Origin of the sequence: Cryocola sp. 340MFSha3.1 (assembly GCF_000383315.1) — a bacterium.
Lineage (GTDB): Bacteria > Actinomycetota > Actinomycetes > Actinomycetales > Microbacteriaceae > Leifsonia.
The window spans coordinates 1,595,520-1,608,856 of the sequence record NZ_KB911087.1; the positions used below are offsets into that span (position 1 = coordinate 1,595,520).

Genomic DNA, 13,337 nt, shown 5'->3' on the forward strand with positions numbered 1-13,337 from the left:
GGAGGCATCCCACCGAGCGCGCCTGCTCACTTCGTCTGGTTCGGGTGGCGAGTGTGCACCTGCTCGAGATACACCGTTCTCTCGTCGACGTAGAACCAGATGCGGGCGTCGCCCTTCATGGTCGGCTTGTGCTGCCAGCGTGCATGGGTCTCTCCCGCGCGCGTGATGGTTCCGAGCTCACCTTTCAGCGGATAGTTGGTGGGGGTCACCACGAGAGGTGTACGGGTCAGGAAGTCCCACGCGTCTGCAAGCGGGTTGCGGATCGTCGCGCAGAGATCGGTCCAGCCTCTCTGCGCATGCACGGTGGCGAACTCGATGACGAACTCGGTGCCTTTGGTCGGGCGCACGACCTTCTTTTCGCGCGCCACCTACGGGCGCTCTACCGGGCCGACCGAGTCGAGCCATTCGACCGACGTGGTTCCGAGTCCGGCCGCGATAGCGGTGGCAGTCTCCATCCAGGAATTCAGTTCAGCTTCGGCGAGATGCGCCTGACCCGTCGCGAAAGACGCGCGGGCGGCGTCGAGGAGTCCCCGAGCGCAGCTTTCGCGGTCCTTCAGGTTGAGGGCAAGCATCCACGGCATCGCCTCGGTCAGGCGCTCTGCGAAGGTGCCACGGGTGTCGCTGGCCACCCCAACCAACGTCGCCGCGAGCTGGAGCAACGATTCGCGTGCCTCCGCCTCGCTCTTCGACATGAGCACGAGATCTTCGCCGTCGCGGCGAGTGACTTCGACGGGCTGAGCCTCGGCTGCAGTAAAGACGCGGGTCGAATTCCTGCTCAATTCAGAGGAATGGAAGACCCGCTCGGGTCGCGCGGTGGCTAGCATGATGCCATCCTAGTTCAGAACTACTTCTGAATAAAGGGAACGCGGTTAGAGCGTTCAAGCGCTGAGCTGCTCCCCGGCCGACTCCTCCGCCAGCCGCTCGAAGACGAGCGCGAGCACCGCTCGCTCGCGGCGGCTGAGGCGCGCGACGATCGGGGCCAGCTGCTCGACGGTCGGCGCGGCGGGGAGACGATCGGCGAGGTCGCCGAGGGCGGCCGCGATGTCGTCCGCGGTGGCTGAAGACATGGTTCCTCCTAGTGGTGTGGTCTCTGCGCTGGGGATGCTCCGAGCAGCAGCCGGGTTCGGCCGCCGTCGGACTGCAGGAAGCCCAGGCGACCGGGGATGCACGAGATGAGCGCGCCCTCCCGGGAGAGGAAGACGCGGTGCACGGCGGACGTGAGCGTCGTGATCTCGTCCTCCACGAGTCCGTCCTTGACCAGGACGCACGTGTCGGGCGCCCCGCGCGCGACGAGCAGGGCGTGCACGTCGCGCTCGGGCAGCGCGCTCACGTCGAGCGCGCTGCCGTCCTTCAGGACGACAGGGCCGGTGAGGCGGCTCCGGAACTCCCGCCGGCCGCGCGTGGTCACGCGGCCGGCGAGCAGCAGGACCCACTGCTGCGAGAAGAACTCGTGCACCGTCGCAGTGATGTGCGCCTCGACGACCCGCACGGCACCCTCCTCGGGATCAGCGATGCAGCATCCACGGGACGTCGAAGAGGCGCCCCTGCCGCAGCGATTGGACGGCGACCCTCAGGGTGCCCGCGCTCGCGCTCCCCCAGGCGTAGACGATCGTGTCCGTCTTGGCCTTCACCGGGACCGCTGCCGGGCCGATGACCGGGGTCGTCGTTCCGGCGAGCGCGACCGACGCATCCACCGTGCCCGCTGGCAGCACCAGTGCCGCCTGGTTCGGATTCGTGAGTCCGGTGATCACCGGAGTGCCACCCGCGAGCACATCCACCGCCGGAGCAGCCGCGGTGTGCCGTACAACCAGCCGGCCGGTGCCGGACGGCGAGACGGACAGGTCGTTCGTGAAGACGCTCGCCGTCGGCGTCCCGGTCGGCGTGAGGTGCGCGGCCACGGTGTAGCTGGTGTTCCGAGCGAACGAGACCGTCACCGGTCCGATGACGGGATTCCGGTCGTTACGGGCGTCCGCCGCCGTGATCGCCAGGCGGTAGGTGCCCGACGGCAGCAGGTACGGGCCGGCGAACGTGCCGGGCTGGAAGTCGTTCAGCACCCGCAGGCCGTTCACGTACACATCCACCGGCGTTGCAGGGACGCCGTGGAAGACCGACACCTGCGAGATGCCGAACGGGCGCCAGGTGGATGGATGCGGCGCCGCGTTCGCGGGCGCCGCTACCCCGATCAGGGCAAGCGCTGCGCCGATGGCGACGCCGATCCGCCACTTCCGAGTCCTCGTCATGATGAACCCCTTCGTCTCCGCGGAAGTACCGTGTGTGCTCCCACGGGTTCATTCGGCTGAAGAGGGGCGATCGGATGCACCCGGTCCGGGGAAAATCCCGAACCGGGGAGAGAAGGACTCGGCTGCCGGCCCCGATGACTCGCCGGCAGCCGAGCGTCGGTCAGCCTGCGGCGGGGATCCACACCCGCATCAGGCTCGGTCCGCGGTTCGCCCAGTGGGCGTAGGGGATGAGGCCCGCCGTGACCGCCTGGCCCGACCGGGCGGTCACGGCGGAGTCGAGGCGGAGGTACGGCCAGTCGTCGGTAGGGTTGCGGTCGGCATCGTCGCGGTCGTCGTTGCGCCCATCTTCCACGATCAGCCGCACCGACGCACCGTCTGCGGTGGAAACCGGCGCAGTTTCCGTGTCGACCCGGACGCGATCGAACGCTGTCGTGCCGGGCAGATCCACCGACTCCAGGCACAGCACGAGCGGCCCGCGCTCGACGGCGACGGTCCCGCGCACGGCGTCGACCGCGTCGGGCGCGACGGTGAACCGCGGGGAGGTGTCGAGGTCGAGCGCCAGCTCGTCGCCCGGAGCGAAGGCACGACGCAGACGCAGGACGTCGCCGTCGACGGGGACGGGTTCGCCGTTCAGGGTCGCGCGCGCCCGGCCGCGCGACCAGGCGGGGATGCGCAGGCTCAGGGTGAACTCTGACGCTTCGGCCACCGAGACGACCACTCGACCGTCGAAGGGGTAGCCGGTGCGGACGGCGAGCGCGACGTGCCTGCCGTCCGGGAGGGCCGTATCCACATCCAGATCCGCGTACTGGTGGAGTTGAAGGCCGTCGTCGTCGGCCGTTGCGAAGTACGCGCCGATGCTCGCCAGCGTGCGGGCGACGTTCGTCGGACAGCAGGACACCTCGAACCAAGGCGCGCGGAGATTGGCCTCTGCGCGCTCGCTCAGCTCGTCGTCGTGCGTCTCCGACGCCAACTCCCGCTGGTGCAGAGTGTTGGCGTAGTAGAACGCGCGGCCGTCCTCGCGGGGGGAGACCAGCACCGCGTTGAGGAGCGTTCGCTCGATGAGGTCCGCGTGAGCCGGTTCGGCAGTCTGCAGGAGCAGGCGCCAGCTGACCATGACGGAGCCGATGGCGGCACAGGTCTCGGCGTAGGCGCGGTCCGGCGGCAGTTCGTCGTCGGCGCCGAACTCCTCGTTCTGGTGGTGCGAGCCGATCCCGCCCGTGAGATAGGTGCGGTGCGCGACCGTCCGCCGCCACTGGTTCTGCACGGCGGCGAGCAGGCCGTCGTCGCCGGTCTCGACGGCGACATCGGCCGCCCCGGCCGTGAAGTAGGCGGCGCGGACCGCGTGCCCGCGCAGCACGGTCGCCTCGCGGACCGGCACGTCGTCGAGGAAGTAGTCGCTGCCCTGGAACAGGGTCGTGGCGAGGGTCCGGCGGCCGCGCCGCTCCACGAAGATCCGCGCCAGCTCGATGTACCGATGCTCACCGAGGGCACGCCCCAGCTCGACCAGCGCCGGCTCGATCTCCGGGTGACCGCAGATCGCATCCCGGCCGCCCTCGCCGAACTCGCGGGCGACGTGGTCGGCCAGCCGCCGGGCGGTCCGGACGAGCACGTCGTCGGGATGCCCACTCCTAGCACGCGCGACCGCCGCCTGGAAGAGGTGGCCGAAACAGTACAGTTCGTGGCCCCACTCGAGATCGCTGTACCGCGGACGCTGACCGGGACGCCCGAAGGCGGTGTGCAGGTAGCCGTCGGGCTCCTGCGCCGCCGCCACCCGGGCGGCTAAGGCCGAGTAGCGCGCCTCGAGCCCGGCATCGGGACGACGGCCGAGCTCCCAGGCCATCGCCTCGAGCAGCTTGTAGACCTCCGAGTCGACGAACTCGATCCCGTCGTGGTGCTCGGCGACCGTGCCCGCGGCGGCACGGTCGAAGTTGCCGATCCAGCCGATCCGCTCCATCCACGTCTCGCAGTGGTCGAGGATGACGGTCGCGTTGAGCTGCTGCTTGTCGGCCCAGAACCCGCTCGAGATGCGGACCTCGTCCGGTCCGAGCGGCCGGAGGAGGCTGCGGGAGGGGACGACCGGTCCCCCGGTCAGCAGGGCGGTCGAGGTGAGGGTCATCGTTCTCCCGACAGTCGGTGGGTGGCGAGCAGCAGGTAGACCGCTGCCGTCCAGGTGTAGGCACGGTCGCGCAGGCCGTCGCCGGTGAGGGCGTCGAAGTTCTCGGCGAATCCGGAGCGCTCGCAGGCGGCGAGGAAGGCGTTCGCGACCCGGTCGGCCAGCTCGCCGTGCCCGGCGCGGCGCAGGCCGTCGACGATGAGGTGGGTGCTCGGCGCCCAGACCGGTCCGCGCCAGTAGCCGTCGGCGGTGTACTGCGCCGAGTCAGGCAGCTCGGTGGCCGGTCCCCACGGTGTGAGGTGGGCCTCGACCGCGGCGGCGAGCGCGGACGCGATGTCGGCGGGAAGACGGTCTCCGAGCACGATGGGGAGCGACCCGAGCAGGCTCGTGGAGGTGGACGGCCGCCCCGAGGCGACCGACCGGGCGACGAAGTGGTCACCCGCCCACAGCTCGTCGAACAGCGCCCGCTCGATCGCGATCCGCTCGTCCTCCCACTCGGCCGCAGACTCTCCGAGCTCGACCGCGAGGCGGCCCAGCTCCTCCAGCTGCAGGATGAGGAACGCGGCGAGGTCGGGCGACTCGACCACCCGATCCCGGTCGAAGAGCGTTGAGTTGTCCCACCCGCTGTCGTTGCCGTGCTGGTAGTACGGGAGCGCATGACCGGGTGCGCGGCGGCTGTCGAGCCAGAACCGCGTCCACGCGGAGAGCCTCCGGTACACCAGGCGCAGCGCGCCGTCGTCGAAGGGTGTGGAGACGCGCTCCCGCAGGAGCCGGAACGCCCAGCCGTGGATGGGCGGCTTCACGAAGTTGTAGAGCACCTCGGAGTGCGTGACCGAGTCGGGCAGCGCTCCGCCCGCGTCCTGGTGATCGAAGGGCAGGAGGAACTGGTCGAGGGCGGCCTCCGCGTCGAGCGGTGCGAGGGCGAGGGCGTTGAAGCAGTGGTCCCACGACCAGACCTTGTCCATCCAGTGCTTCGACATGAGCACCGCCTCGCGGCCGACGAAGCCGCCGGGCTCGACGGTGGCCGACCAGAGCACGTACGCGGCCTTCACCGCGGTGGGCGTCGCCTCCGCCCCGGCCAGCAGGCCGGAGCAGTACGCCGCGAACTCCGCACGGCGGTGCTGTACCAGGTCGTCGAAGGATGCGGTGGCGTCGAGTGGACGCACACCCGCCTCCGTCTGCTCCAACCGGACCTCCCACGGGTCGTCCGCACCGAACGCCACCTCCCGGGCTCCGCTGCCGAGCAGCCCGTCGCCCACGATCTCCGCCGAACCGGCCAGGACCGTGAACCGGTAGCGCCGGCCGGTCTCATAGCTGGTCAGCGTGGCGGCGCCGTCGACCGGATCTGTGAACAGGTAACCCCCGGTGAACGGGGTCAGCTCGTCGGAGGCGGCGAACCGCATCCCGAGCCCCCGGCCGCGGAAGCGTATGGCTCCGGGATGCTCGAACACGGCCTCCACGAGCCCGTCGCCCGACGTCCAGGCGACGCGGGAGGCGGTGGCCTCGACACGGGCCGCGGTGGCGGCGTCGACGAGCGGCGTGAGCCGGAGCACGGCGTGCATCCCGGTGACATGGCTGACGAGATGGAGGTCGTCCGAGACCTGGTGCGTGCCGATCACCGGCGATATGTCGAACCAGCTGCCCCGGACGGAGAACGGGATCTCGGACAGGTCGACGGCGACGTCGGTCGACGCGATGGTGCTGAGGTTCGTCACGGTCAGTCCTTCACGGCCCCGGCGGTGACACCGGCGGCGACGTAGCGTTGCGCGAGCACCAGCAGCACGGCGGCGGGCACCGACGCGACGACCGCGGTCGCCATGATGGCGTTCCACTCCTGGTTGTTGTTGCCGATGTACTTGTAGATGCCGAGCGTGATCGTCTGCAGCGCGCCGCCGCTGTTCAGCGTCGACGAGAACACGAAGTCGGACCACGCCCAGAGGAACGCGAACAGCGACACCGTGACGATGGAGTTGCGGCTCACCGGGAGCACGATCGAGCGGAACGTGCGCCACGTGCTCGCGCCGTCGATCTTCGCGGCGTTCATCAGCTCGTCGGGGATGCCGGACATGAACGCGCTGAAGATCAGCACGCCGAACGGCACGGCCAGCGTCGAGTCCGCGATGATCAGGCCCCACAGCGTGTTCAGGATGCCGAGGTTCAGGTAGATCGCGTAGAACCCCATCGCCATGATGATCCCGGGGATCATCTGCGCGATGAGCAGCAGGAAGTTGAGGACGCCGCGGCCGCGCGGGCGCAGCTTCGCCAGCGAATACGCGGCCGGAGCCGAGATCGCGACCGTGAGGATCACGGTGCCGATCCCGACCAGCAGGCTCGTGCCGAGGTACGGCAGCTGCTGGTCGAGCACGGCCTGATAGCCCTCGAAGGTGGCGTGGATGGGGAACAGGTCCGGCGGGCTCTTCCGCATCAGGCTGGTCGGAGTCAGCGAGACGTTGATCATCCAATAGACGGGGAAGAGCATCACCAGCGTCAGCACGACACCGACGACGGTCTTCCACCAGGGCCGCTTGCCGTTCATGCGAGGTCCTGCTTCCTCTGGGTGCGGATGTACACGAAGCCGAAGACGAGCGCGAGGATGATCAGCAGGTTGCCGACCGCGGCCGCCGGGCTGAAGTCCGGCAGGGTCGAGGCGAACCCGAGCTGGTACGACCAGGTCGCGAACGTCGTGGACGCCGTTCCGGGCCCGCCGCGCGTCATGATCCAGATGATGTCGAACACCTTGAGCGTGTAGATCAGCCCGAGCAGCAGGGTGATCGCCGACACCGGGCGCAGCAGCGGGAAGGTCACGCGCCAGAAGCGCTGCCATCCGTTGGCCCCGTCGATCGACGCCGCCTCGTAGAGCTCCTGCGGGATGTTCTGCAGGCCCGAGTAGAGGATGACCAGGTTGAAGGGGATGCCGATCCAGATGTTCGCGATGATGACGCTGGTCAGCGCCCAGTCCGGCGAGGTCAGCCAATTGATCCCGGGCAGTCCGAACGCCTCGAGCGCCGCGTTGACGACGCCGGAGTCGCTGTTCAGCATCCACGACCAGGTGGAGGCGGAGACGATCAGCGGAAGCAGCCACGGCACCAGGAAGAGGGCGCGCAGCGTGGCCGAGAGGCGGAAGTTCTGGTGGAAGAACACCGCCAGCGCCAGCCCGATCGTGAACTGGAACGCGATCGAGACGAGGGTGAAGACGGCGGTGTGCCAGAACGCCGGCCCGAAGGTCGGATCCTGCAGCACCTTGATGTAGTTGTCGAGCCCGACGAACGGGGCGTCGCCCATCACGAACGACCGGACGGTGTAGTCGCGGACGCTGAGCTCGACGTTGCGATAGAGCGGCCACGCGTAGAACACGACCAGGTAGATCACGACGGGGGCGAGGAACGCCCACGCCGTCCACGAGCCGCGCCGACGCCGGCGCCGGGGCGCGGGTGGGACGGTGGCTCGCACCGTCCCACCCCCGTCCGTGGCCGTGCCGCGCGACGCTGTCTGAGTTGTCGTCATCGGTGTTTCCTCAGTTGCGTTGCTGGTCGTGCTCGGGTTACTTGGTGGCTGCGGCCGCTGCCGTCTGGGCCGCCTTCAGGGCGTCCGCGGGCGACTGCGCTCCGCTGAGGGCGTTCTGGACCGCGGTCCAGAGCTCCTTGGAGATCTTCGGGTACTTCGTGCCGAGGTCGTCGCTGGTGCGACCCTTCGCCGCGGCGACGGCGTCGACCCACGGCTGCAGCTCCGGGTTCGCGGCGACCTGCTCCTTCTGCGCCGCCTCCGTGGGGGCGATGTAGGAGAGCGTGGTGTCGGTCTTCACGAAGCTCTTCGTGCTGGTGAGGCACTCGGCGATCTTCTTCGAGGTGGCGTAGCGGGCGGTGTCCTTCTGGACGGGGAGCGTCATGAACTCGCCGCCGGTCGGAGCGGGAGCCGCTCCCCCATCCATCGCCGGGATGCTGAGGATGCCGTAGTCGATCCCGGCCTTCTTCACGTTGCCCAGCTGCCAGGTGCCGTTCTCACCGAACGCGAAGTCACCGGTGGCGAACTCCTGCCACGACGTCGTCTGCGTGTTGTTGATGACCGAGTTGGGGGCGTATCCCTTCTTCACCCAGTCCGTCCACAGCGAGAGCGCCTGCTCGGCCTTGTCCGAGTCCAGCTTCGTCAGGTTGGCGCCGGAGCCCCAGAACCACGGCAGGAACTGGAAGCTGCCCTCCTCGGTCCCGATCGCTGAGAAGGTGATGCCCTTCTTGCCGGCGGCCGTGACCTTGGCGAGGGCATCGGTGAGCGTCGACCAGTCCTTGATCGAGCTCGCGTCCACACCGGCGGCCGACAGCACAGCCTTGTTGTAGTAGAGCGCCAGGGTGTTGGCCCCGATCGGTACGCCGTACGTCTTCCCGTCCAGCTGACCGGCGGCCAGGATGTTCTTCTGGATGTCGGACGTGTCGAGCTTGTTCTCCGACGTGGTGGTCAGGATGCCGGCCTCGGCGAGCGTCGAGACGACCGGGTTGTCGACGAGCAGCAGGTCGGGGGAGCTGCCCTGCTGGCCGGCGAGCAGCGCCTTGTTGGTCAGGTCGCTGGTGTCGTAGCCGGTGCGCTTCACGGTCACTCCGGCCTCCGTTCCGCACTGCTCGACGAGCTTCGTCCAGTCGGCCGATGCGTCGAACTGCGGGTACGGATCCCAGAACGTGTAGGTGCCTCCGGCGCTTCCGCTCGAGCCGGAGCCCGAGCCCGAGCAGGCGGCGACGCCGGCGACGACCGCCGCGGCGACGACCGCTGCGCCGAGCAGGCGCGAGGTCTTCTTGGTGATCACAGTATTCCTCCTTGAATCGTGCACTGGGGCGAGTCCGGCCGGGGGCGCTGAGCGTGCTGCGTGGGGCGGTTCATCGGGTGCTCCCACGGTCGGTTATTTCGGGGGCGACGAATCTCGTCACCGCCGGACCGGCGAGATCGGGTGAGGTGATCCGCCGGACGAGCTGCCGGACCGCGGAGCGGCCCAGCTCATCGGGTGAGCTCTCGACTGCCGTGTACGGCAGGGAGAACGCTCGGCCGAAGTCCTTCGCGTAGAGGCTGACGACAGAGAGGTCGTCGGGCGTGCTGACGCCGCGTGCGGTGAGCACCGAGGGCAGCGCCGCGATCGTCGCGTCATTGTGGACGATGAGCGCGGTGGCGGTCGGCCGGGCGTCGAGCATGGCGTTGATGCTCCGGCCGATCTCGGGCTGCCGCGCCTCGCCGTAGTACGGGTGCATCTGCAGGCCGTAACGGGCGGCGCGCTCGAGGGCCGCATCCCGGAACCGCCAGCCGTAGGCGCCGCCGCGCTCGAAGACGTGGAGCGGGGGCGACACGACGATGATCTCGCGGTGACCGCGCGCGTACAGGTGGTCGACCAGCATGCGGGCGGACTCGCCGAAGTCGAGGTCGAAGACGTCGAGGCCCTCGGTGTGCTTCGGGAGCCCGACCAGGGCTCCGGGCTGCGCGGCGTCACGGAGGGTGGCCAGGCGCGGGTCCTCGTGGACGACGTCGAGCAGGACGACGCCGTCGACCATCCCGGAGCTGGTGACCCGGCGCAGGGCGGCGACGCTGTCGAGTTCGGTGACGAGCAGGATGTCGTAGCCGAGCTCGCGGGCCGTGTCGGACACCGGGAGGATGTACTCGAGCATGGCGGGGGCGAACTCGTCGGCATGGAACTGCGTAAGCAGGCCGATGACCATCGTCTGCGAGGTGGCGAGCGCGCGGGCGCCCGCGTTGACGATGAAGCCGAGGTTCGTGATCGCCTCGTCGATGCGGCGGCGGGTGTCCGGAGAGATGGAGCGCTTGCCGGAGAGGGCGTACGAGACGGTGCTCGTGGAGACGCCGGCTGCACGTGCCACGTCGGTGATGGTGACGGCCATCGCGCCCCTCCTTCGCTCCATCGGGAAGTCGTCGGCCCGACTGCTGTCGAACCGCTTCGATGAAGATAGCGCGCTCGCGCGTGCTGCACAAGTCGAACCGCTTCGCTCCTGCGCGAATCGGCACCTTCTCGCTCCGATTCAGCCCGCAGACGGCCCGTTACACCCTCTCTCCGGGCGTGCCCGACCTCGTCACCGAACCGCTTCGACGCATCCCCGCCCCGCGAGATTTGCGCCAAATCGCGGGAAACGCGCCGCTATAACCGAGATTTGGCGCAAATCTCGCGCGGGGACGGGCGGAGATTCGGCACGAATGTGCGGAAAGGGGCGCTCAAAACGCACATTCGGCACGAATGTGCGCGACACGGCTCAGACCGCGCGCGTGCTGCCCCGGTCGACGAACCCCGGCTCGATCAGCCGCACCTGCGGCGCCTCGGCACCCTCGGGATCGGCGATGCGCTCCACGAGGCGGGACACCGCCCACTCCCCCAGGAGCTCCGGACGCGTGTCCACGGAGGTGTACGGCAGCGAGAACGCCGTCCCGAACTCGGCGGAGAACATGCCGACGACGGAGAGGTCGTCCGGCACCGAGATCCCGCGCTCATGCAGCAGCGACGGCAGCGCGGCGATCGTTGCGTCGTTGTGCACGACGAGAGCCGTCGCGGACGGATACCGGTCGAGCGCGGCCGTGACGGCCTGCCCGAGAGCGGGTTGGCGCGACTCCCCCTCCACGATGTGCAGCTGCATGCCGTGGCGCGCTGCCCGCTCCGCCGCCGCATCGCTGAACCGCCAGGCGTACGAGCCACCGCGCTCCGAGACGTGCCGTGGCGGCGTGACGAGGACGACCTCCCTGTGCCCGAGCCCGTGCAGGTGATCGAGAGCATTCCGTGCCGCCTCGCCGAAGTCGAGGTCGACCGCGTCGAAGCCCTCGGCGTTCTTCGCATACCCGATGAGTGCGGCCGGCTGGCGCGTCTGCCGCAGCGGCTCCAGCCGCGGGTCGTCGTAGGTGACGTCGAGGAGGACGACCCCATCCACCATCGCCGACGACGTCGTGCGGCGGATGGCCGCATCCACGTCGGGGTCCGTCACCATCAGCAGGTCGAACCCGTGATTGCGTGCCGTCGTCGACACCGGCAGCACGTACTGCAGCATCGCGGGCGCGAACTCGTCCTCCTGGAACTGGAGGAACAGCCCGAGCACGTTCGTCTGCGACAGCGCCAGGGCGCGGGCGCCGGCGTTGGGCGTGAAGTCGAGCTCCACGATGGCCCGCTGGATGCGCTCCCGCGTCTCCTCGGAGATGGCCCGCTTGCCGGACAGCGCGTACGACACCGTGCTCGGGGTCACCCCCGCGACCCGTGCCACATCCCGGATCGTCGCCGCCATCGCCCCTCCAGCCGTTCGCCGTGTCAATTCTCACACGGGAGCGCGAATCGAACCGATTCGAAAGCCGTCCAGAACGCTGGGCGGCACTGAGTCAGACGATGCCGCCGACCATCGCGTCCCGCCGCAGCTGCGCGTGGGTCGCGTGGAACTTCCCGTCCGGAGTCCACCACGCTTCGTGCCCTGCCGCGTCCGGATCGTTCTCGACCACGGCGGGCCAGTGCTCGCGGATGTTCTTCACGTAGTAGCGGATCTCATCGCCCACCGTGCGCTTCTCGAGCTTGTCGGACGCCTCGAGTTGGTCCTGTGTCGGGTCAGCCATGCGGTCATGCTAGCGGGGCCCAGGCCACACGTAGGGCAGGTCGTCCGGCACCCCTGGGAACAGCGGCCCGTAGAACTCGGCGTCCTTGCGGACCAGGTTCGACTGGTGGCTGCGGTGGAAGTCCGGGTCGCCGATCCACGGCGGCAGCTCCAGTTCCTCCTGCGACAGCGCCTCGACCTCCGGCGCGAAAGCCAGTACCTGCGGCCGCACGGTGTCGGCGTGGCCCTGCTCGATCCACGCGTCCGTCGACTCGAGGGCGTACTTCGTCAGGGCGGGGAGGTAACCGCGCCACATCTTCGCGACGGGATGGTGGCGCCAGCCGTACCCGGGCACAGTGATCGCCCGCAGAACCTGCAACGCCTCGACGCGCTGCTTGCCCATGCGCGCGCGGTCGAGCACGCGCACGCTCCGGGCGAAGGACGGATAGGGCAGGAAGGTCTGCACGCCCGTCACGGTACCCGCGTCACCCCCTGGCACTCGCTCCGTACCGACGGCTAGGTTGAGAGCGCGCCGAACGTTCCGCAGCACCGTCCCACAGCACCCCGCTTCGCCACTCCCGGAGGGAACCATGGGCACTGTCACCACGTCAGATGGCATCGAGATCTACTACAAGGACTGGGGAACCGGTCAACCCATCGTCTTCAGCCACGGCTGGCCGCTTTCGGCCGACGACTGGGACACCCAGCTGCTGTTCTTCCTGCAGCACGGCTACCGCGTCGTCGCCCACGACCGCCGGGGCCACGGCCGTTCCACGCAGTCCGGCGACGGCCACGACATGGACCACTATGCCGCCGACCTGCGGGCCGTGGTCGAGGCGCTCGACCTGCACGACGCCATCCACGTCGGCCATTCCACCGGCGGCGGCGAGGTCGCTCACTACATCGCCACCTACGGTGAGGACCGCGTCGCCCGGGCGGTGCTGATCAGCGCTGTGCCGCCGATCATGGTGCAGACCGAGAACAACCCCGGCGGTCTGCCGAAGAGCGTCTTCGACGACCTGCAGGCGCAGCTCGCCAAGAACCGGTCGGAGTTCTACCGGGCGCTGCCGTCCGGTCCGTTCTACGGGTTCAACCGGCCGGGCGTCGAGTCGTCCGAGGCGATCATCGAGAACTGGTGGCGTCAGGGCATGATGGGCGGCGCGAAGGCGCACTACGACGGGATCGTCGCGTTCTCGCAGACCGACTTCACCGAGGACCTCGAGAAGATCTCGGTGCCCGTCCTCGTCATGCACGGCGAGGACGACCAGATCGTGCCGTACGCCGACTCGGGCCCCCTCTCGGCGAAGCTCGTCCAGAACGGCACGCTGAAGTCGTACCCGGGCTTCCCGCACGGGATGCCGACCACGCAGGCGGAGACGATCAACGCCGACCTGCTGGAGTGGCTCCAGTCGTAGCGTCCGCCGATGCGACGGATCG

15 protein-coding genes are annotated in these 13,337 nt (G+C 69.2%); 1 reads left to right on the plus strand and 14 read right to left on the minus strand.

Going from position 1 to position 13,337, the window contains the following annotated elements; all coding sequences use genetic code 11:
* Positions 1 to 26: 26 nt before the first annotated feature.
* From H284_RS0107540 to H284_RS0107605, 14 genes are all read right to left on the minus strand, one after another.
* Positions 27 to 368: a hypothetical protein gene (locus tag H284_RS0107540; protein ID WP_020075750.1), complete on the minus strand. Its 342-nt coding sequence runs from the start codon at positions 366 to 368 to the stop codon at positions 27 to 29.
* Positions 369 to 824, minus strand: a complete 456-nt coding sequence (locus tag H284_RS0107545) for a hypothetical protein (protein WP_020075751.1) — start codon at positions 822 to 824, stop codon at positions 369 to 371. It abuts the gene before it with no gap.
* Between the two features lie 54 nt (positions 825 to 878).
* Entirely contained in the window at positions 879 to 1,067 is a 189-nt protein-coding gene (locus H284_RS0107550; protein WP_018189616.1) for a hypothetical protein, read from the minus strand.
* 8 nt (positions 1,068 to 1,075) lie between these two features.
* Complete coding sequence (locus H284_RS0107555) at positions 1,076 to 1,489, minus strand: hypothetical protein (RefSeq protein WP_020075752.1); 414 nt, start codon at positions 1,487 to 1,489, stop codon at positions 1,076 to 1,078.
* A 16-nt stretch (positions 1,490 to 1,505) separates the two neighbouring features.
* The gene (locus H284_RS0107560) at positions 1,506 to 2,240 is read right to left on the minus strand and encodes a DUF4397 domain-containing protein (protein WP_020075753.1); all 735 of its coding nucleotides are present in this window, start codon (positions 2,238 to 2,240) and stop codon (positions 1,506 to 1,508) included.
* 160 nt (positions 2,241 to 2,400) lie between these two features.
* On the minus strand, positions 2,401 to 4,356 hold the full coding sequence (locus tag H284_RS0107565; protein WP_020075754.1) for a glycoside hydrolase family 127 protein: 1,956 nt from the start codon (positions 4,354 to 4,356) through the stop codon (positions 2,401 to 2,403).
* Complete coding sequence (locus tag H284_RS0107570) at positions 4,353 to 6,068, minus strand: amylo-alpha-1,6-glucosidase (RefSeq protein WP_020075755.1); 1,716 nt, start codon at positions 6,066 to 6,068, stop codon at positions 4,353 to 4,355. The genes H284_RS0107565 and H284_RS0107570 overlap by 4 nt, the downstream gene beginning before the upstream one ends.
* Positions 6,069 to 6,070: 2 nt before the next feature.
* Positions 6,071 to 6,889, minus strand: coding sequence for a carbohydrate ABC transporter permease (locus H284_RS0107575; protein WP_018189611.1), 819 nt, complete (start codon positions 6,887 to 6,889; stop codon positions 6,071 to 6,073).
* Positions 6,886 to 7,857 carry a carbohydrate ABC transporter permease gene (locus H284_RS0107580; protein WP_029042857.1) on the minus strand — a complete coding sequence of 324 codons (972 nt, stop codon included), beginning with the start codon at positions 7,855 to 7,857 and terminating at the stop codon, positions 6,886 to 6,888. The genes H284_RS0107575 and H284_RS0107580 overlap by 4 nt, the downstream gene beginning before the upstream one ends.
* Positions 7,858 to 7,894: 37 nt before the next feature.
* Positions 7,895 to 9,145: a sugar ABC transporter substrate-binding protein gene (locus H284_RS0107585; RefSeq protein ID WP_020075757.1), complete on the minus strand. Its 1,251-nt coding sequence runs from the start codon at positions 9,143 to 9,145 to the stop codon at positions 7,895 to 7,897.
* 70 nt (positions 9,146 to 9,215) lie between these two features.
* On the minus strand, positions 9,216 to 10,223 hold the full coding sequence (locus tag H284_RS0107590; protein ID WP_018189608.1) for a LacI family DNA-binding transcriptional regulator: 1,008 nt from the start codon (positions 10,221 to 10,223) through the stop codon (positions 9,216 to 9,218).
* A 366-nt stretch (positions 10,224 to 10,589) separates the two neighbouring features.
* The gene (locus H284_RS0107595; RefSeq protein WP_020075758.1) at positions 10,590 to 11,603 is read right to left on the minus strand and encodes a LacI family DNA-binding transcriptional regulator; all 1,014 of its coding nucleotides are present in this window, start codon (positions 11,601 to 11,603) and stop codon (positions 10,590 to 10,592) included.
* 91 nt (positions 11,604 to 11,694) lie between these two features.
* Positions 11,695 to 11,922: a hypothetical protein gene (locus tag H284_RS0107600; RefSeq protein ID WP_020075759.1), complete on the minus strand. Its 228-nt coding sequence runs from the start codon at positions 11,920 to 11,922 to the stop codon at positions 11,695 to 11,697.
* A gap of 9 nt (positions 11,923 to 11,931) precedes the next feature.
* A complete protein-coding gene (locus H284_RS0107605; RefSeq protein ID WP_020075760.1) occupies positions 11,932 to 12,375 on the minus strand; it encodes an MSMEG_6728 family protein in 444 nt (147 codons plus the stop codon).
* 115 nt (positions 12,376 to 12,490) lie between these two features.
* Between H284_RS0107605 and H284_RS0107610 the strand changes: the two genes are divergently transcribed.
* Positions 12,491 to 13,315: an alpha/beta fold hydrolase gene (locus H284_RS0107610; RefSeq protein WP_020075761.1), complete on the plus strand. Its 825-nt coding sequence runs from the start codon at positions 12,491 to 12,493 to the stop codon at positions 13,313 to 13,315.
* Positions 13,316 to 13,337 lie beyond the last annotated feature (22 nt).

What these genes read in the sequence shown, in the direction of transcription:
- H284_RS0107545 (WP_020075751.1), bottom strand. Translation starts at nt 824, where the DNA reads ATGCTAGCCACCGCGCGACCCGAGCGGGTCTTCCATTCCTCTGAATTG.
- H284_RS0107550 (WP_018189616.1), bottom strand. Translation starts at nt 1,067, where the DNA reads ATGTCTTCAGCCACCGCGGACGACATCGCGGCCGCCCTCGGCGACCTC.
- H284_RS0107560 (WP_020075753.1), bottom strand. Translation starts at nt 2,240, where the DNA reads ATGACGAGGACTCGGAAGTGGCGGATCGGCGTCGCCATCGGCGCAGCG.
- H284_RS0107565 (WP_020075754.1), bottom strand. Translation starts at nt 4,356, where the DNA reads ATGACCCTCACCTCGACCGCCCTGCTGACCGGGGGACCGGTCGTCCCC.
- H284_RS0107575 (WP_018189611.1), bottom strand. Translation starts at nt 6,889, where the DNA reads ATGAACGGCAAGCGGCCCTGGTGGAAGACCGTCGTCGGTGTCGTGCTG.
- H284_RS0107580 (WP_029042857.1), bottom strand. Translation starts at nt 7,857, where the DNA reads ATGACGACAACTCAGACAGCGTCGCGCGGCACGGCCACGGACGGGGGT.
- H284_RS0107590 (WP_018189608.1), bottom strand. Translation starts at nt 10,223, where the DNA reads ATGGCCGTCACCATCACCGACGTGGCACGTGCAGCCGGCGTCTCCACG.
- H284_RS0107595 (WP_020075758.1), bottom strand. Translation starts at nt 11,603, where the DNA reads ATGGCGGCGACGATCCGGGATGTGGCACGGGTCGCGGGGGTGACCCCG.
- H284_RS0107600 (WP_020075759.1), bottom strand. Translation starts at nt 11,922, where the DNA reads ATGGCTGACCCGACACAGGACCAACTCGAGGCGTCCGACAAGCTCGAG.
- H284_RS0107610 (WP_020075761.1), top strand. Translation starts at nt 12,491, where the DNA reads ATGGGCACTGTCACCACGTCAGATGGCATCGAGATCTACTACAAGGAC.